The sequence below is a fragment of the Pseudomonas danubii genome, from assembly GCF_042980055.1.
GTDB classification, from domain to species: Bacteria; Pseudomonadota; Gammaproteobacteria; order Pseudomonadales; family Pseudomonadaceae; genus Aquipseudomonas; species Aquipseudomonas danubii.
The window spans coordinates 4,369,643-4,388,301 of the sequence record NZ_CP116502.1; the positions used below are offsets into that span (position 1 = coordinate 4,369,643).

Annotated in this window: 16 protein-coding genes; 10 read left to right on the forward strand and 6 right to left on the reverse strand. The window is 63.0% G+C overall.

Annotated features, from left to right (window positions below; translation table 11 throughout):
• Positions 1-10: 10 nt before the first annotated feature.
• The 5 genes from PFZ56_RS20175 to PFZ56_RS20195 all read right to left on the reverse strand — a co-directional run bounded on the left by PFZ56_RS20175 (position 11) and on the right by PFZ56_RS20195 (position 9,119).
• Positions 11-658 carry a response regulator gene (locus tag PFZ56_RS20175; RefSeq protein ID WP_102865251.1) on the reverse strand — a complete coding sequence of 216 codons (648 nt, stop codon included), beginning with the start codon at positions 656-658 and terminating at the stop codon, positions 11-13.
• Positions 659-732: 74 nt separating this feature from the next.
• Positions 733-3,972, reverse strand: a complete 3,240-nt coding sequence (locus PFZ56_RS20180) for a hybrid sensor histidine kinase/response regulator (RefSeq protein ID WP_170003817.1) — start codon at positions 3,970-3,972, stop codon at positions 733-735.
• Positions 3,973-4,081: 109 nt separating this feature from the next.
• Positions 4,082-5,272, reverse strand: a complete 1,191-nt coding sequence (locus tag PFZ56_RS20185) for an EAL domain-containing protein (RefSeq protein WP_110651613.1) — start codon at positions 5,270-5,272, stop codon at positions 4,082-4,084.
• The gene (locus PFZ56_RS20190; RefSeq protein WP_170003815.1) at positions 5,259-8,093 is read right to left on the reverse strand and encodes an ATP-binding protein; all 2,835 of its coding nucleotides are present in this window, start codon (positions 8,091-8,093) and stop codon (positions 5,259-5,261) included. The genes PFZ56_RS20185 and PFZ56_RS20190 overlap by 14 nt, the downstream gene beginning before the upstream one ends.
• A 204-nt stretch (positions 8,094-8,297) precedes the next feature.
• Positions 8,298-9,119, reverse strand: coding sequence for an aldo/keto reductase (locus tag PFZ56_RS20195; protein ID WP_170003813.1), 822 nt, complete (start codon positions 9,117-9,119; stop codon positions 8,298-8,300).
• A gap of 224 nt (positions 9,120-9,343) precedes the next feature.
• Between PFZ56_RS20195 and PFZ56_RS20200 the strand changes: the two genes are divergently transcribed.
• Genes PFZ56_RS20200 through PFZ56_RS20220 form a run of 5 tightly spaced genes read left to right on the forward strand, consistent with a single transcriptional unit; the run spans position 9,344 to position 13,120 of the window.
• Complete coding sequence (locus PFZ56_RS20200; protein ID WP_102865121.1) at positions 9,344-9,559, forward strand: molybdopterin-binding protein; 216 nt, start codon at positions 9,344-9,346, stop codon at positions 9,557-9,559.
• Positions 9,560-9,601: 42 nt separating this feature from the next.
• Positions 9,602-10,639 carry an isopenicillin N synthase family oxygenase gene (locus PFZ56_RS20205; RefSeq protein WP_102879433.1) on the forward strand — a complete coding sequence of 346 codons (1,038 nt, stop codon included), beginning with the start codon at positions 9,602-9,604 and terminating at the stop codon, positions 10,637-10,639.
• 29 nt (positions 10,640-10,668) lie between these two features.
• Positions 10,669-11,478 carry a MetQ/NlpA family ABC transporter substrate-binding protein gene (locus PFZ56_RS20210; RefSeq protein ID WP_170003811.1) on the forward strand — a complete coding sequence of 270 codons (810 nt, stop codon included), beginning with the start codon at positions 10,669-10,671 and terminating at the stop codon, positions 11,476-11,478.
• Entirely contained in the window at positions 11,475-12,452 is a 978-nt protein-coding gene (locus PFZ56_RS20215) for a methionine ABC transporter ATP-binding protein (RefSeq protein WP_170003809.1), read from the forward strand. The genes PFZ56_RS20210 and PFZ56_RS20215 overlap by 4 nt, the downstream gene beginning before the upstream one ends.
• Positions 12,449-13,120, forward strand: coding sequence for a methionine ABC transporter permease (locus PFZ56_RS20220; RefSeq protein ID WP_123390960.1), 672 nt, complete (start codon positions 12,449-12,451; stop codon positions 13,118-13,120). The genes PFZ56_RS20215 and PFZ56_RS20220 overlap by 4 nt, the downstream gene beginning before the upstream one ends.
• Positions 13,121-13,138: 18 nt before the next feature.
• Here the strand turns inward: PFZ56_RS20220 and PFZ56_RS20225 are convergent, their stop codons facing one another.
• Positions 13,139-14,050: an AraC family transcriptional regulator gene (locus PFZ56_RS20225; protein WP_170003807.1), complete on the reverse strand. Its 912-nt coding sequence runs from the start codon at positions 14,048-14,050 to the stop codon at positions 13,139-13,141.
• A 104-nt stretch (positions 14,051-14,154) separates the two neighbouring features.
• Here PFZ56_RS20225 and PFZ56_RS20230 point away from each other — a divergent pair, with 104 nt between their 5' ends.
• Genes PFZ56_RS20230 through PFZ56_RS20250 form a run of 5 tightly spaced genes read left to right on the forward strand, consistent with a single transcriptional unit; the run spans position 14,155 to position 18,602 of the window.
• A complete protein-coding gene (locus PFZ56_RS20230; RefSeq protein ID WP_170003805.1) occupies positions 14,155-14,715 on the forward strand; it encodes a carboxymuconolactone decarboxylase family protein in 561 nt (186 codons plus the stop codon).
• Positions 14,716-14,763: 48 nt separating this feature from the next.
• Positions 14,764-15,837 (forward strand): acyl-CoA dehydrogenase family protein, encoded by a 1,074-nt coding sequence (locus PFZ56_RS20235; RefSeq protein ID WP_170003803.1) that lies wholly within the window; start codon positions 14,764-14,766, stop codon positions 15,835-15,837.
• The gene (locus tag PFZ56_RS20240) at positions 15,834-16,673 is read left to right on the forward strand and encodes an ABC transporter ATP-binding protein (protein WP_170003801.1); all 840 of its coding nucleotides are present in this window, start codon (positions 15,834-15,836) and stop codon (positions 16,671-16,673) included. The genes PFZ56_RS20235 and PFZ56_RS20240 overlap by 4 nt, the downstream gene beginning before the upstream one ends.
• Complete coding sequence (locus PFZ56_RS20245; RefSeq protein WP_394304417.1) at positions 16,639-17,838, forward strand: ABC transporter substrate-binding protein; 1,200 nt, start codon at positions 16,639-16,641, stop codon at positions 17,836-17,838. Before PFZ56_RS20240 ends, PFZ56_RS20245 begins: the two co-directional genes overlap by 35 nt.
• Positions 17,838-18,602, forward strand: a complete 765-nt coding sequence (locus tag PFZ56_RS20250) for an ABC transporter permease (RefSeq protein ID WP_102879424.1) — start codon at positions 17,838-17,840, stop codon at positions 18,600-18,602. Before PFZ56_RS20245 ends, PFZ56_RS20250 begins: the two co-directional genes overlap by 1 nt.
• Positions 18,603-18,659: the final 57 nt, after the last annotated feature.

Genomic DNA, 18,659 nt, shown 5'->3' on the forward strand with positions numbered 1-18,659 from the left:
GTGGGGGCGTTCAGTTGAAGATATTGCGGCCTATGCAGTAGGTCAGCAGGTCCTGGTCGCTCTGTACCTCCAGCTTGCGCATGGCGGAGATCTTCTGGGCACTGATGGTCTTGGAGCTGCGGTTCTGGCTGCGGGCGATGTCGCTGACGCTTTTGCCGGACACGAACAAGCGGAGGATTTCGAACTCCTTGGGCGACAGGGTGGAGATGCGCTCATCGATCGCCACATTGGATTCCATCACCGAGTTGGAAGCCGGCTCCAGACTGCGGTAGACGCCTTTTTGCGCGATGGCCTTGAGGGCGGTCTGGATCTCTTCGTGCAGCTGGCTTTTCTGGATGACCCCAACCACGCCCAACTCGTGCAGGCGGGTGAGGATCAGTTGGTTGGAAATCATGGTGAGGATCAGGATCTGCAGGTGCGGAAAGTTACGCTTGAGGTATTCCACCAGCTTCAGGCCATCACCGTAGGGTGAGTCTCCAGGCATGTTGTAGTCGGTGATCACGATGTCCACCTGTTTGGCTTCCAATTGCTGGATCAGGCCTTTGGAACACACCGCTTCACCGACGATTTCGAAACGTTCGTCGCGCTCCATCAACTCGCGTACGCCCAGCAAGACAATAGGGTGATCGTCAGCAATGACTACTTTCAGTTTTTCCATGGCAAACACACCCGTGTAATACGCAAATGAGTAAAGAAACATGAGACTGACGGTACATTAAACCCTGCCACCCATTATTCAAGGGGCAACAGGAGTTCCGACAAGTGCTGCATCAGTTGCCTGACTTGAGCTACCAGTGTCGGGCTCAGGGTGTTTTCCAGTAATTGGCACTCCAGTTCGGCGCAGGCCCTGGCCAGCGCCCCGGCCTGCACCGCCCCCATGGCCCCGGCAATACTGTGCAGACGCTCGGCCGCCGCCTTGCCGGAGCCGGTTTCCAGGGCTTTGGCCAGCCGTTGCAGGTCATCGTGCATGGTGCTGAGAAACAGCGGTCGCATCCGCTCCGAGACCTGAATACGGTCTCTGACGGGGTGGGGTGACACGGGCCGGTTTTCGCTTCGCAACCCAGGTCTGGCGGCGAGCGGGGCGCTTTTGCCGGGCACCTGGCAGAGTTTCGACAATTGCCCCCGCAGGGTCTGCAGGCTCATGGGCTTGACGATCCAGCTGTTCATTCCGGTAGCCAGGCAACGGCGGCCTTCCTCGCGCAAGGCATTGGCAGTGACGCCGATGATCGGCAGTTCCGGCTCCCTCAGACGCAACTCTCTGGCCAGGTCGTAGCCGTTCATGACCGGCATGTTGACGTCGGTCAAGGCGATGTCGAACCGTTGCGGCAGCCACTGTTCCAGGGCTTGCTCACCATTGGCCGCCAGGGTTACCTGGCAACCCAGGGCCTCCAGCTGCTCCTTGATGATGGCCTGGTTGATGGGGTTGTCTTCCGCCACCAGGATGTTCAGGTTCAGGCATTGCAAGGTGTCGGGTTCGCGCTGTGCCAGATGCGGCGGCTGTCCCTGGCGGGCCAGCGCTGCGGCCTGGGCGATGGCACGGATGTCGTGGGCGTCGACCTCCCAGTGCGCCGGCTGCAAGCTGCTGCTGTGCCAACGACCGCTGGAACTGGCACTGACGCAGGGGCCGGGCCAGGTGGGCTGGGCGTCTCGGGGCAGCATGTCGATCAGGACGTTGCTCTGGGGGTTGTCATCCCAGCTGGTGGGCAGCGGATAGGCCTGGACCCCCAGGCGGTTGAGCCAGTCGCACGTGCTTTTCATCAGTTCCGGCACCGGTGCGCGGACATACACAGGCGGCCCTTCGGGCAGTGGCTCGGCTCGCGACAAGGTCCCCGGCAGGCGTTGCAGGGTCAGGCGCAGGGAAAAGCTGCTGCCCAGCCCTGGCTCGCTGATGACCTGCATCTGCCCACCCATCATGTCGCTCAGGCGCTGGCAGATCGTCAGACCCAGCCCGGCCCCGGCTTCGCTGGAAGCGTCGCGGACCTGATAGAAGGGGTCGAACAACTGGGGTTGCTGCAAGGGCGAGATGCCAATCCCTGTATCGGTGACTTGCCATTCGATGCTGGCCTGGCGCGCGTCCTGCTCCAGTACCCGGACGCGCAGTACCACCCGGCCGCAATCGGTGAACTTGATCGCATTGCTCAGCAGGTTGCTGAGAATCTGCTGGATACGGTTGGCGTCCCCCAGCATCAGGTCCGGCAGGCTCGGGTCGATGCAGGCGTAGAACAGCAGCCCGCGGCGTTCGGCAAAGGCGGCGTAGGCGTGCAAGGCATCTTCTACCAAGTCCAGGGGGCAGAACGCCTCCGGGTCGATGCTCATCTGCCCGGATTCGATCTTGGAGACGTCGAGAACGTCGCTGATCAGTTGGAACAAGGTGCTGGAGGAGCGCTGGATGGTTTGCAGGTAATCGCTCTGGCGCGGATCCAGTTGGGTCAGGCCCAGCAGTTCAAGGGTGCCGAGCATGCCATAGAGCGGGGTACGGATCTCGTGGCTCATGGTGGCGAGGAACAGGGTCTTGGCTTCGTTGGCCGCGTCCGCCGAACGCCTGGCCTGTTCCAGTACCTGGGCGTCCTCGACATGCTGGGTGACGTCGTTGAAGGTGCAGAGCAGCACCTCCTGGCCCTGGTAGCGGGTCGAGACCAGGCCAACCTGCAAATGGCGTCCGTCGACATCGAGGCTGGTCTCGTCGTTGTCCATCAAGCGCTGGTCCTGCTGCAGCAGGGCCAGCAGTTTTGTCGTGCCTTGCCATTGTTCGGCCTGACGATTTTCCAGCAGCACTTTGAAGTCTTCCCGACGCACCACACACAGGCCCGTGGGCGCGGTGTCGAGTACCACCCGGCTGAAGGCTTCACTCTCGGCAATGCTCTGGTGCGCCAGTTGCGCCGGCGTCACTACCTTGTTGCGATACCAGCGACTGGCGGCCCAGCCGCTGAAGAACGCGCCCAGGGCCAGGGTCAGCAGGCCTGCCAGGGTCCACAGGGCGTAGCCGAAGTAGCTCTTGTAGCTGATGCTGTAGATCCCGGTCCAGAGCGCCGGGGTGTGGCTCGTCACCTTGAAGACCATCCCTTGCCAGCCGAAGTTGAGGCCCTCGTGCAGGGCGTCGGCACGGACGTGGGAGCCGGTGAGGATGCTGCCGGAAGGTTCGATCAGGGTGAAGTCGTCATAGATCGACCAGTTCATGAGGCGCTCGATGTTATTGACTTCGTCCAGGTTCAGCAGCGAGGCGACCACCATCGACTCGTGCGTGCCCTGGGTGCGCAACTGTTGCGGCCCTGTATGCAGGCTGATGTAGGCCAGCAGCTTGGGGGAAACCTGCGCCGAGGCCGGCACATTGTATGTTTCCCAGTAGACCTGATTGTTCGGAAGGTCGTTGTTCTTCACTGCCAGGTGCCGCAGGACCCTATCCACCACGCTGCTGTAGGGCATGTCGCTGTTCCAGGGAGTGCCGCGGGTGTGCCGCGCCGCGGGAACGCTGATGTCGAAGTTGCCGAAGGTGTTGAAGAGGAAGGTGCGTGGTGCTTGATAGTGCGAGGTGGACCAGAAGGCACCGTAGAACGTCGACAGGTGCATGCCCAGGGCGAACACCTTGGGCAGCTCGCTGGCGGCCAGTTGCTGGTGATTGAAGTTCAGGCTGAAAGGCGTCGAATAGGGCGCTTGTTGCCCTTCGTAAGCGGTTTCTCCCTCGCTGGGCAGGGGCTGCTGCAGATACTGCGCAGTGGGTTCGTCGGCCAGCAATGCCTGTATGGACGGGTGACTGGCCAGGCGCCGGAGGAACAGCTCTTGTTCCTGGATGTTTTCCATCAGTCCGGTGAAATGCAGCTTTACCGTGCTGTCCTGTTCATTGATCAGGCGTTGGGCGGCCCAGTAGAGAAGGGTGAACAGCAGCAGCGTCAGGCCCGCGAGAATCAACAGACCCTTGTTCAACCGGATCGAGCTTCGACTGAGACTCTCCAGGAAGGTGTCGCGGTATTTCATCACTGAATTCCCAAATGCATATAAGGGCCTCGATTCCGAGATTCCTCTCTCTGAAGCAAGGCCGTCAGCGATGAGTGAAGGTTGCGTGGGTGAGCAAAGGGCTCATCGGCTAGTACAGGGTCGCTGGTCCGTCTTGGGCCAGTAGTTGTTGAAACTGTTGCGAGGACACCGCGTGGGAAATCAGGAAGCCCTGCACCTGGGTGCAGTCGATTTTGCGCAGCAGGGCCAGTTCCTGTGCGCTCTCCACGCCCTCGGCGACCACTGTCAGGCCCAGTTGGCGGCCCAGCGCAATGATGCTGGTCAGGGCCTGGGCGATTTCCTCGTTGTTGTGGCAGCCCTGGACCAGAGCCCGATCGATCTTCAGCTCGGTAAAGGGCGTCGACACCAGATTCATGTAGGAGCTGTAGCCCTTGCCGAAATCGTCCTGGGACAGGCCGAAACCCTTGATGCGCAGGCGGCAGGCACCGGCGTAGAAGTTGCTGATGTGTTCCGGAGTGGAGCACTCCATCAGCTCGAAGCAGATCTTGCCGGGTATGCCCTGGCGCTGGATCACGAAGTCATGCAGTCGATCGGCCAGGTCGGAGCTGTTGAGCAGGTGGGTTGGCAGATTGATCGACACCGGAATGTCATAGCCGTCTTCCCGCCAGCGCACCTGAGCTTCCAGAGCCTGTTCGAGGATCAGCCACAACAGCTCCTCTTCGAGTCCCGCCTCGGTGAGTTCCGGTAGAAAGTCGCAGGGCAACAGCATGCCGTGTTGCGGGTGCATCCAGCGCACCAGCGCCTCGGCGGCGACGATGCGGCCGTTGTTCAGGGCTTTCTTGGGCTGGAACCAGGCTTGAATCTGCGAATTGCGCAGGGCGTGTTGCAGGGTCTCAGTGCTGCACTCGACCCAGATCGCTGGCGGCGGCTCGCTGCTGATCAGCTCCGGTAGCTGCGCGGTGAGGCTGCGCAGTGCCGCCAGGCTCACGGGTTTGGAAATCAAGCCTATGACCCGCAGGCCCAGGTTTCGAGCCACCAGGCTGGCGCCCATCAACATGCGCCGGGAGGAGGCACTCATGATTGCCAGGGCCGGGCGTACGCGGTGCTTGGCCAGGCCCTGGATGAACTGCACACCGTCCATGCCAGGCATCAGCAGATCTGTCAGTACCAGATCGAAATGCCGTTGCTTGAGACGCTCGAGAGCCTCGGAACCGTTGCTCGCGACCTCCAGCTGGTAAGGCCCCAGCTCGTTGAACAAGTGTTGCAGGTACATGTACTGAAACGGCTGATCTTCGACGATCAAAATGCTACAGGACTTCATGAGGGGCTCTTTCATAGGGCGCCAGATAGTTGAACAACGCTCTTAATGCAAAGGGCTTGACCAGGCAGTGGTTCATCCCGGCTGCAAGACAGAGCTCTTCTTCTCCGCGCATTGCATTGGCCGTCGCCCCGATGATCGGGATCGAACAGCCTTGACGTCGAAGCTCCTTGGCCAGTTCATAGCCGTTGAGCTTCGGCATGTTCACATCAGTCAACACCACGTCGAAGTGCCCGTTTCTCCAGATGGACAAGGCATCTTCTCCGTTCGAGGCCAGTTCCACGCTGCAGCCCAGCTCCTCCAACTGGTCCTTGAGGATCAACTGGTTGATCACGTTGTCTTCGGCCACCAGCACATGCAGGCTGAGTTTTTTCAGTTCGCGGCTGTCGGTATGTTCCTCGCTCTGGGCCACCCAGACGCCCTGTGCCTGGCTCACCGCCTGGTGGATCGCCCGCAGGTTGTTGGTGTTCACCTGCCAGCTGCCGCCACGGATCCGCGGTTCGTTGTGGCCGTCACCACTGGCGAGCACCAGAGGGCCCTGCCAATCGGGCTCCAGGCGATGTTCGACGATCCCCGGGTGCAGCTCGATCAGCACGTTGCCGCGGCTGCGATCCGACTGCGTGGGCAGGCTGAACTGGGCCCGGGCGCCCCAGCGCCGTAGCCACCCGGCCACGGATTCCGCCAGTTCGCGGACCGGGGACACCACATAGATCATCTCCGGCAAAAGCGGGCTGATCAGCGGTGTGTGGGACACCATGGGGCAGGCTTCCAGGGGCAGGGTGAGGGTAAAGCTGCTGCCCAGTCCGAGTTCGCTGACCATGCGGATGTTGCCGTTCATCAACTGCGTCAGGCGCTGGCAGATCGGCAGGCCCAGGCCCGTGCCGGCGATGACATTGGTGTTGCCTTCGGTCTGGTAGAAGGGTTCGAAGATCAGCGCCTGGTCGTCCTGGGCGATGCCACGGCCAGTGTCAGATACCTGCCAGAGGATGTTGCTGCGTTCGCCGTCACGACTGTCCACCCGGACTCGCAGGACGATACGTCCTGAGTCGGTAAACTTGACCGCGTTGTTCAGCAGGTTGCTGAGGATCTGGCGGATCCGTGTGACATCACCAAGAAGAATTTCCGGCAACTGTGGGTCCACGCAAGCATAGAACTGCAGTCCCTTAGCGTGGGCGGCAGCGGCATAGCCCTGGATGATCTCGTGCACCAGATCCAGGGAGGAAAACTCACTGAGTTCCAGGGCCAACTGCCCGGCCTCGATCTTGGACACATCCAGCACGTCGCAAATCAGTTGCAGCAGAGTGCCGGAGGAGCCTTCGATGGCCCGCAGGTAATCCTTTTGCTGGTTGTCCAGGTGGGTTCGTGAGAGCAGTTCAAGGGTGCCGAGCACGCCGTACAGCGGTGTGCGGATTTCGTGGCTCATGGTGGCCAGGAACAGCGTCTTGGCTTCGTTGGCGGTATCGGCCAGGCGTTTGGCTTCTTCCAGGGCCGCTTCGATCTGCTTGCGTGCACTGATATCGCTGAAGGCACAGAACAGCACGTCCTCGCCGTTGTAGCGGGTCGGTGCCGAGCTGAGATAGAGATGGCGGCCATCGGCGGTTTCAAAGTAATCCGAACTATTGGGGCGGTTGGGATCGAAGGCCTGTTCGATCCAGCCGGCACAGAGTTGATCGCGCTCGGTGCCATTGCCCAGCCACTGCTGAGACAGGGTGTTCTCCAGCACCACCCGGCCATCGCTGCGGCGCAGTACGCACAGGGCTACCGGAGCGATCTGGATCACGTCGCGACTGAAAGCTTCGCTTTCGATCAAGGCTTGGATCCGGTCCAGCGCTGGAGCGATCAGGCGCACCTCGACCCAGTGGGTCAAGAAACCGATCAGTGCCATGCCGAACAGGCTGATGAGCAAGGCTACAAACAATTGCGGCCAAAGACTCTTGAGCAGATTGTGCAAGTCGAAGGAGTACACCAGTTGCCAGTCCGATGACCCCAGTTGCTTGCGGATCACCAGATGGTCGGGCCACCAGCGGCCGCCGAGAAAGCCGAAGAAGCTGCCGCCCTTGACCTGCTGCACGTCCTCGCTCAGTTGTGCGCTGGGGGTGCTGCTGAAAATCAGCCCGCCGTGGGAATTGAACATCATGAAATCCCCGGCGCTCTGGTCACTGAGGGCCGCGGAGACACTCTTGCCGTCCATCTCCAGACCCAGCCAGCCAGAGTTGGCGTAGCGCTCGTCAAGGCGGGTGAAAATGTACAACTGGGCAGTGCCCGAGGAGTGATCCATCAACCACAACTCTTCACCCGGCGGGACTTCGGAGAACTTCAGCGTGGCCAATTTGGCCAGCAGCGGTCCGGGCAGATACGCCGATTCAGGCTGGGTACTGAACAGCCGTTGCACTTGGGATTGTTCGCCGCCGGGGACATACAGCAGGTTCAACTGTTTGCTTTTGAGATAGTCGCGCATGCGCTGGGTAAGCCAGATCCCCCATTGGTTTCCCTCCGGCCCACCCAGATGCAAGTGGATTTCCTCCGCTGGGTCGGCACTGGGCTCGTAGGCCTCGTTCTGCCGGGATTTGTGTACGGCGGACAGGCTCAGGCTTTCCAGCAGGGCTTCACGGCTGGTGAAGAAAGTCTGGGCTTCGGCAATGGCGCTGCTCATGTAGCTGCGCCGTTGTGACAACTCGTTGCTGATACTTGAACGCAAGAAGTTGTAAACGGCACCCAGCAAGCCGATCAAAAAAATCAGCGCCACGACACGAAGCAGCCGACGGGCTGCTTCAGGACTGGAAAAAAGGGGATTGATCTGATGCAGGTAGCTTTTTAATCTCATCCGCCAACTGTAATTGTGGGGCATGCCAACCAGGGATCAGACAATTCTTAAATAGCTGGGTACAAAGTAGCTTTGTGGTGTTTATGTTCATCTGGAACTTAGTTGTTTGTCTGAAACAGCAACTTTCCTATCAGCCATTTTCTTGCAACTAGTCTTTTGTAACTTTTCCTGATGTCGAGAGTTTCTTATTCCGTTACAGCGGTTTCAGACCATCTCCAGGTGCTGTTTACGCCGGGGCGGAGTAAACACTTGATCCAGGGCTTGCAGGTCCTGGGGTTCCAGTTGCAGTTCACCGGCCTGGGCGTTGAGCCGCAGGTGCGCCGGGCGCACTGCCTTGGGAATCACCAGCACTTGGTCCTGGCGCAGCAACCAGGCCAGGGCCACCTGGGCTGAGGTAACCCCGTGGTTCCGGGCAATCTGCTGCAATACCGGTTCGGCCAGCAAGGCGCCGCCCTGGCCGATCGGGCAATAGGCCATAAGCGGCATCCGTCGCTGCTGGCAGGCGGGCAACAGGTCGAACTCGATACCCCGCGACCCCAGGTTGTACAGCACTTGATTGGTGGCGCAGGCCGGTGCATCGAGTTCCTCCAGGTCAGCCACGTCGAAGTTGGAGACCCCCCAACGGCGAATCTTGCCGGCTTCGCGCAGCTGTTCGAAGGCTTCGACGGTTTCCGCCAGCGGATACTGTCCGCGCCAGTGCAGCAGGTACAAGTCGATGACCTCGGTACCCAGGCGTTGCAGGCTGCGTTCGCAGGCCAAAGGCAGGCCCTTGCGACTGGCATTGTGGGGATACACCTTGCTCACCAGGAACACCTGATCGCGGCGCCCGGCAATGGCCTGGCCGACCACCTCCTCGGCGCCGCCTTCGCCGTACATCTCCGCGGTGTCGATCAGGGTCATGCCCAGCTCGATTCCGCTGCGCAGCGCGGCGATTTCCTGATCCCGCTGCCGGCGATCCTCCCCCATGCGCCAAGTGCCCTGGCCAATGACCGGAACCTGAGTGTCCGCGAGCTCGAGCGTGCGCATGCTGTCTCCTGGGATCTGTAGCGAGTCGGATGGGGAGGGCACAGGGAAACAAAGCCATGGGCGGCGGTCAAGGCCCGCCAAGCCCAGGGCGAGGGTGGAAATCATATATTCCTAAAATGCATAAAATTCTAATTATTTATTCCTTTGAGGGCTTTGGCTAAAGGTGCATGTTTGTCACCAGCCGCTCAATTCCAGAGTCCGGTGCCAGCAGAGGAATTTTCAGCATGACCATTCAAGCGATCAACGTACGCAACCAGTTCAAAGGCGTGATCAAGGAGATCCACGAAGGCCAGGTGGTTTCGGAAATCGACGTGCAGACCGCTTCGGGCATTGTCACCTCGGTGATCACCACCCGCTCGGTGCGCGACCTGGAACTGAAGATCGGCAGTGAAGTGATCGCCTTCGTGAAGTCCACTGAAGTGTCCATCGCCAAGCTCTGAGACACGCACCTCGGACGTCGTCAATTCACAGGGGAGTGAAACATGCCGCACTCGCTGGATATCACCGCGTTACCTGTGCTCGACCTGAGCCAGTTGGAGGGGCGCCCGGAGCAGCGCCAGGCCTTTCTCCAGAGCCTGCGCCAGGCGGCGCGGGACGTCGGGTTCTTCTACCTCACCGGGCACGGCATCGACAGTGGCCTGCTGCGTCGGGTGCAGGATCAGGCCCGGGCCTTCTTTGCCTTGCCCGACGCCGACAAGGCGGCGGTGGGCATGATCCACTCGCCGCATTTTCGCGGCTACAACCGTGCGGCCTCGGAGATTACCCGAGGCCAGCCGGACCTGCGGGAGCAGTTCGACCTGGGTGCCGAGCGCCAGGCCTTGCCGCTGGACCCGCAAAGTCCACCCTGGGCCCGCCTGCAAGGTCCCAATCAGTGGCCGGCACAGTTGCCGCACTTCAAGCCCCTGTTGTTGGAGTGGCAGCAGGCAATGACCGGCATGTCGCTGCGTCTGCTGCGAGGTTTTGCCCAGGCCCTGTCATTGCCGGAGCATGCTTTCGATCCCTTGTACGGCGAGCGGCCCAACGAACACATCAAGTTGATCCGCTATCCCGGCCGCGCCCCGGGACAAAGCAACCAGGGCGTAGGCGCCCACAAGGATTCCGGATTCCTCAGCTTTTTGCTGCAGGACCAGCAGGCCGGTCTGCAGGTGGAAGTGCAAGAGGGCCGCTGGATCGACGCACTCCCCAGGGACAACACCCTGGTGGTAAACATCGGCGAGCTGCTGGAACTGGCCACCCACGGCTACCTGCGGGCCACGGTGCACCGGGTGCTCTCGCCACCGGCGGACCGCGATCGCTTGTCGATTGCCTTTTTCCTCGGCGCCCAACTGGACGCCCGAGTGCCGCTGTACCCCTTGCCCGCAGCCCTGTTGCAGGAAGCCCGGGGCCCGGCCAGCGATCCGGACAACCCATTGTTTCGTGAAGTGGGCTGGAACTACCTCAAGGGCCGCCTGCGCTCCCACCCCGATGTCGCCCAGCGCTTCTACCCCGATGCCCTGGTCCCCAAGGCTTTGAGTGCCTGACCCCGATTCGCCGACCCAAGGACATAACCATGTTGAACAAGAACCTGTTTGCCCTGGCGCTGCTGGCCGGCCTGGGTCACCTTCTGCCGGCGGTTGCCGCGCAGCCGTTGCGGGTCGCGGCAGACCCGGTGCCCCACGCGCAGATCCTCGCGTATGTGCAGAAGCTCGACCCGCAACTGGCGTTGCAGATCATCGAGATTCCCAACGGCGTGAACTCCAATGAGTTGCTGGCCCACGGCGATGTGGACGCCAACTACTTCCAGCACCTGCCTTATCTCAAGTCCCAGGAACAGGCCCTGGGCCAGCCGTTCGCGGTGGCCGCCAGCGTGCACATCGAACCCCTGGGCATCTACTCCCAGCGGCACAAGAGCTTCGATCAGGTACCACAGGGCGGCACAGTGGCGGTGCCCAACAATGTCACCAACCTGAGCCGCGCCCTGTACCTGTTGCAGAGTTACCAGCTGATCCGCCTCAAGCCCGGCTTCAGCGATCCGGCCCGTGACCAGGCCAATCCCAAGGACATCGCCGACAACCCCAGGCAGTTGAAGATCCTGGAAATCGAATCGCCGCAGATTCCCCGGGCCCTGGAAGATGTCGACCTGGCGGTGATCAACGGCAACTACGCCCTGGAAGCGGGCCTGGTGCCAGCCAAGGATGCCCTGGGGCTGGAACAGGCCGAACACAATCCCTACGCCAATATCCTGGTGACCACCCCCCAACTGCAGGACGACCCACGCATCCGGCAGCTGGCCAAGGACCTGCGTTCTCCTGAAGTGGCCAAGTACATCACCGAGTCCTACAAGGGTTCGGTGATTCCGGTCGCGGACCGCCAGCCATGATCCAGGTGGAGCAGGTCAGCAAGGTCTATGGCGAAGGCCAGCCGCCGGCCCTGGATCGGGTGTCACTGACGGTTCCCGACGGCGCGGTCTACGGCATTCTCGGCCGCAGCGGTGCCGGCAAGTCGACCCTGTTGCGCTGCCTGAACCTGCTGGAGCGCCCCAGCAGCGGGCGCATCCTGATCGATGGCCAGGACCTCGGCACGCTGTCCGAAGGCCAGCTGCGCAGGCAGCGCCAGGGCATCGGCATGATCTTCCAGGGCTTCAACCTGCTGCATTCACGCACGGTGCAGGACAACGTCGCCGTGCCCCTGGAAATCGCCGGCCTGGGCAAACCGCAGCGACAAGCCCGGGTCCTCGAACTGTTGGACCTGGTGGGGTTGAGCGACAAGGCCCGGGCCTTTCCTTCCCAACTGTCCGGTGGCCAGAAGCAACGGGTAGGCATTGCCCGAGCCCTGGCCGCCGGCCCCCGTTATCTGCTCTCGGATGAAGCCACCAGCGCCCTGGACCCGGAAACCACCGCCTCGATCCTGCAACTGCTGGCGCAAATCAACCGCGAGCTGGGGCTGACCATCGTGCTGATCACCCACGAGCTGGAGGTGGTCAAATCCATCTGCAGCCATGCCGCTTCCCTGGCCCAGGGCCGGTTGCTGGAGTGCGGTGCGATTGCCCAACTGCTTGCAGACCCGCAATCGGCCCTGGGTCGCGCCTTGCTGCCGGGCTACAACCTGCCGTTCAACGGCAGCCAGCCCGAGGCCGAGCTGACATTTTTTGACAACCAGCGTGCCGCGCCGCTGCTTGCGCAACTGAGTCGCCAGCAGGCGTTGGAGCTCAAGGTGCTGGCTGGCGGGGTCGAGTCGGTGGGCGGCCGGCGGGTAGGGCGCCTGCGCATCGCTGCCGCCGGTGCCGACGTCGGAAAATTCCAGCAACTGCTGACGGCCCTGGCCCAGCGCGGCATCCGGAGTGAACGCCTGTGAACCGCAGTATTGATTGGCAGGAACTGGCGCAACTGCTGATAAACGCCACCGGCGAGACCCTGTACATGGTGCTCCTGGCCTCGCTGTTCACGGTGCTGATCGGCTTGCCTCTGGGCGTGCTGCTGTTCGTCAGCCGCAAGGGCGGTCTGCGCCCCATGCCGCGGATCAATCGCCTGCTGGGCACCCTGGTCAATCTGGGACGTTCCTTGCCCTTTGTGGTGCTGCTGATCGCCTTGATTCCCCTGACCAGGCTGGTGGTCGGCACCACCCTGGGCAGCACCGCAGCGGTGGTGCCCATCACCATCGGCGCCTTTCCATTTTTTGCACGGATCGTCGAGAACGCCCTGGATGAGGTGGACAAGGGGCGGATCGAAGCGATCCTGGCCATGGGCGGGCATATCGGCCATGTGATCTTCAAGGCGCTGCTGCCGGAGGCCTTGCCGGCACTGCTGGCGGGGCTGACCCTGACCCTGGTGATGCTGATCGGCTTTTCCTCCATGGCCGGCGTCATCGGGGGCGGCGGCCTGGGCGACCTGGCGATCCGCTACGGCTATCAACGTTTCAACAACCAGATCATGGTGGCCACGGTGCTGGTCCTGGTGTTGCTGGTGCAGGGAGTACAGAGCGGCGGCGACAGGCTGGTGCGCTCCCTGGCGCACCGCCGTTAAACCCTGTGCGGGTGCAACTCAGCGCCCTTCATGCTGCTTGCGATAGGCCCCGGGCTTCAGGCCCACGGCCTTGGTGAAGGCCCGGGTGAAGGCGGCGATGGATTGATAACCCACGCTCGCCGCCGCCTGCTCCACGGTCTGGTTGGCCTTGAGCAACTGGCAGGCGTGGCGCATGCGCAGGGCCAGCAGCACCTGCCCCGGGGACTGCCCGGCCAGTTCATTGAAACGCTTGAAGAACGCCGAACGCGACAGCCCGGTCAGGGCCGCCATGCTTTCCAGGGGCCAGGGCTGGCCGGGTTGCTGGATCAACTGTTCCAGCAGCGGGGCAAATCCCGGGTGCCGAGCCAGGGCCACCAGGCCGCCGAGGTCCTGGTTGTCGCTGACCTGTTGGCGCAGCACATAGAGGAACAGCAGGTGGCTGAGACGCTCCAGCAAGGCCGAGGACGGTGCCGGGGTGCGCTGGCACTCGTCGAGAATCAGTTGGAACAGCGCACGGGCGGCGCTGAGGGACGGATCGCCGGCCCGCAGGATCAGCCAGCCCGGCAAGCCGTCGATGATCAGCGAAGACAATCCCGACTTGAAGTGGAAGAAGCCGCAGACCAGGCCCACGCCATCCTGGGCGCTGGAATCCAGGGCCGTCATGGCCATGCGCGGCAGTTGTTGCGCCACTGCGGACTGCTGGGCGCTGGACAGTCGATAGCCCAGGTCCTGTAGCAGAAACACCGCATCTCCGGCGTCCAGGCGCAGCGCCTCGGGCACGCCATCGATGTGCAGCCAGCAATGGCCCTGGACGATCAGGTGGAAACTGGCCCGGGCCAGCCCCTGGGTGCTGGCGTGCCAGCCACCGCAGTAACGCCCGACATGAAACAGGCTGGCATCCAGTTCCAGGCCTTCTAATAACCAATCAACCAAGGGGCTTGATGAAATCATCTAAGGGAAACACTCAGGAGCAAGTAATCGCTACTTTAGAATATGGATAGGAATTCTTATAACCAACAGACTTGACGCACACCTACATACCAGGAGTCCACTCCATGTCCCGCGTCACTCTACACACCTTGCATAGCGCCCCAGAAGCCGCCCGGCCATTTCTTGAAAATGCCCTGAAAAATTCCGGCTACATTCCCAACCTGCTGGGCATCCTGGCCAACGCCCCGGCCGCCCTGGAGACCTACGTCACGGTCTCGGGCCTCAACGCCAAGGCTGATCTGAGCCTGGCGGAGCGGGAAGTGGTGCAGTTGATCGCCGCCACCACCCATGGCTGCGATTTCTGTGTCGCAGGTCATACCGCGGTGGCCCTGAACAAGGCCAAACTCCCGGACCCGGTGATCAGCGCCCTGCGTGAGCAGAGCAGCTTGCCCGAGGCCCGTCTGGAAGCCCTGGCGGCCTTCGCCCGGGAAGTGATCGCCACCCGGGGCAAGGTCAGCGACCAGGGCTACGCCCAGTTCAAGGCCGCAGGGTACAGCGAAGGCAACGCCCTGGAAGTGATCCTGGGCATCAGCCTGGCGACCCTGTGCAATTTTGCCAACGTGTTCGCCGGGACCGAACTGAACCCCGAGCTGGCCCAGTATCGCTGGTCGGTCCAAGGTCAATGATTCAAGGCGCCGGTTATCCAACGGCGCCCCCTTCAAGGAGAAAACCACATGCTCAGTGCGCACTTGAGTGAATGGCTGGATGCCCAGGCCCAGGCGCTGGACCAGGGTCACTGCGATCCCCAGCAGGTACTCGCTCGCCTCGCCGGGGCCGACGTGCTGCGGGTCGGCATCGACCAGGAACTGGGGGGCAGCGGCGGCGACCTGACCGATGCCCTGGAAGTCATGGCCGCGGTGGCCAGTCACTCCCTGGCGGCCGCCTTCGTGTTCTGGGGCCAGCGGGCCTTTATCGAATACCTGCTGCACAGTCCCAACCAGGCGCTGCGCGAGCGCTTGCTGCCCTCGTTGCTCAGTGGCGAGCTGGCCGGGGCCACCGGGCTGTCCAACGCCATGAAATTCCTGTCCGGGATCGAGGCGCTGCAAGTCAAGGCCCGGGACCAGGGCCAGGGCCAGGGCTGGAGCCTCAACGGCCGCCTGCACTGGGTCACCAACCTGCGCAAGAGCGGTTTTGTGGTGGCGGCGGCCATCGAGCACGAGGAGGGCGGTGCGCCCTTTATCCTGGCGATCCCCGATGCCTTGCCGGGGCTGCAGCGCTCCGACGATCTGCAACTGATGGGCCTGCAATCGAGCAACACCGCGGCCCTGGACTTGAGTCAGGTGCAGGTTCCGCGAGACTGGCTGCTGCACGAGGACGCCCGAGTCTTCCTGCCGGCCGTGCGCCCGGCCTTTCTCGGTCTGCAATGTGCCCTGGCCATCGGCCTGGCGCGCCGGGCCCTCAGGGAAGTGGAAAGCCATGTCCAGGGCGCCCGCTCGATTCTCATGGAGCCGTTGCACGAGCAGCGCCAGCACCTGGAACAGACCGTTGCCGAGCTCAAGGAGGGTCTGCTCGACGGGCGTTTCCTGACCCAGCCCGCAGCGCTGTTCCGGGTGCGCATCGCCTTGGCCGAGGCCACTGCCAACGCCGTGCAACTGGAGTTGCAGGCCAGCGGTGGCAAGGCCTACCTCAATGAATTCGGCAGCGGCTTTGCCCGGCGCTGGCGCGAGTCGGCCTTTGTGCCCATCGTCACGCCAAGCCTGGTGCAATTGCGTGCCGAACTGCAGCGCCAGGCGCGTAACGCAGCATGAGCGCGTTGTTGAATGCGCAGAACATCAGCCTGGGCTATCCCGGGGCCGAGGGCTGGCACGCGGTGCTGGAAGACTTCGAGCTGCAACTGCAAGCCGGCGAAGTGGTGTCCATCCTCGGCCCCAGCGGGGTCGGCAAGTCCAGCCTATTGCGGGTCCTGGCCGGCCTGCAGCAGCCCCACAAGGGGCAGGTCAGCCTGTTGGGCGAGGTGCTCAGCGGTCCTCATCCTCGGGTCGCGGTGGCCTTCCAGGACCCCAGCCTGTTGCCCTGGCTGACCCTGGAGCACAACGTCGCCTTCGGCCTGGATTTTGCCCGCCAGCCGCACCTGAGCCAGGCGCAGCGTCAGGCCCGTATCGACCACGCCATCGCCGCCGTTGGCCTGGACCATGCCCGTCGACAGTACCCGGCCCAGCTCTCCGGCGGCATGGCCCAGCGCACGGCCCTGGCCCGCTGCCTGGCCCGGCAGCCGCAAGTCTTGCTGTTGGACGAACCCTTCGGCGCCCTGGACGAGGTGACCCGGGCCGACATGCAGCAACTGCTGCTCAAGGTGATCGGCCAGCACCGCACGGCTGCGCTGCTGATCACCCACGACATCGACGAAGCCCTGCTGTTGTCCGATCGGGTGCTGCTACTGGGTAACAGCCCGGCGCGCACCCTCGGCCAGTGGTACATCGACCTGCCGGCGCCCCGTGCCGAACGGATCGAGGAACTGGGCGCCTTGCGTATCGAGATTCTCAAAACCCTTCGGCGGGCGAGCCGCAACCCCCTTAATTCCCCATTGCCTGCACCGTCGGAGATTGACCATGTGCCTGGACGACTTCACTCACACGCGTCGTGACTTCCTCAAACTCAGCGCGCTGCTGACCGCCGGCGGCGCCTTGCCGCTGCTCAACAGCCTGCACGCCCGCGCCGCCCAGGAGCCGGATGCGCCGGTACGCATCGGCTACCTGCCGATCACCGACGCCACGCCGTTGCTGGTGGCCCACAACAACGGCCTGTTCGAGGCCGAGGGCATCAAGGCCGAACGCCCGGTGCTGCTGCGCAGCTGGGCGCAGGTGATCGAGGCGTTCATTTCCGGGCAGGTCAATGTCATTCACCTGCTGTCGCCGATGACCGTCTGGGCCCGCTACGGCAGCCGGGTGCCGGCCAAGGTGGTGGCCTGGAACCGTGTCGGCGGCTCCGGCCTGACCGTGGCCCCAGGCATTACCGAGATCAAGCAATTGGCGGGAAAGTCGGTGGCGATTCCGTTCTGGTACTCGATCCACAACGTAGTTGTGCAGCAACTGTTTCGCGACAGTGGCCTGGTGCCGGTGAGCAAGGCCGCCGGCAGCGCCCTGGGCGCCAACGAGGTCAACCTGCTGGTGCTGCCGCCATCGGACATGCCGCCGGCCCTGGCCAGCCAGCGCATTGCCGGCTACATCGTCGCCGAGCCCTTCAACGCCCTGGCCGAAGAGCTCAAGGTGGGGCGGGTACAGCGCTTTACCGGGGATGTCTGGCGCAATCACGCCTGCTGCGTGGTGTTCATGCATGAGCACGACCTGAACAACCGCCCCGAGTGGTCGCAGAAAGTAGTCAACGCCATCGTCAAGGCCCAGCTCTGGACCCGGGACCACCGCGCCGAGGCTGCGCAGTTGCTGTCCAAGGACGGCAGCAATCGCTACACGCCCCATGCGCCTCAGGTGCTCAATCGAGTGCTGGCGCCAGCGGCCAGCGACCGTGAGGCTTATCTGGCCAGCGGCGCGATCCAGCACAGCCACTGGGACGAGTCGCGCATCGACTTCCAGCCGTATCCATTTCCCAGTTACACCGAGGAGTTGGTCAAGCGCCTCAAGGACACCCTGATCGAGGGCGACAAGGGCTTTCTCGCCAACCTCGACCCGGCGCACACCGCCCAGGACCTGGTGGACGATCGCTTTGTGCGCAACGCCATCGCCGCAGTGGGCGGGCTCAAGGCGTTCGGTCTGGCAGACAGCTTCGAACGCAGCGAGGAGTTTGGTCTTTGATGGGCAAGCAACCTTCCTCCCTGAGCCATTGGGTCCTGGGCCTGGCGGGGCTGCTGAGCCTGCTGCTGGGCTGGTGGCTGGGGGTGCACCTGCTGGGGGACGGCAACGGCCTGGCGGCGCGTTTCTCCCCCGAGGCGACCTTCGCCAGCCTGGTGGAACTGCTGGGGCGCGGCGAGCTGTATGAGCATGTGCTGGTGAGCCTCAAGCGCATCTTGGTAGGGCTGCTCCTGGCCTTGCTGATCGGCGTGCCCCTGGGCCTGCTGGTGGGCAGCTATCGGCACCTGGAGGCGGCGACCACCCCGGCGTTCCAGTTCTTGCGGATGATCTCGCCGCTGTCCTGGATGCCCGTGGTGGTGATGCTGATGGGGGTAGGGGACCAACCGATCTACTTCCTCCTGGCGTTTGCCGCCCTGTGGCCGATCCTGCTCAACACCGCCGCCGGCGTGCGTCAACTGGACCCGCGTTGGCTGCAACTGAGCCGCAGCCTCAGCGCCACCCGCTGGGAAACCTTGCGCAAGGTGATCTTGCCCGGGGTGGTGGGGCATGTCCTGACCGGGGTGCGACTGTCCATCGGCATTCTCTGGATCGTCCTGGTGCCCTGCGAAATGCTCGGTGTCAGCGCCGGCCTGGGCTACTTCATCCTCGACACCCGGGACCGCCTGGCCTACTCGGAACTGATGGCCATGGTGCTGCTGATCGGCGTGCTCGGGTTTGCCCTCGACGCCCTTGCCCGTGGCCTGCACCGACGCTGGTCCCATGCCTGATCCGGCTCCCTCTCCCGCAGGCGCCGGCTTGTCGGCGAACAGGTCATGGAGACAGTC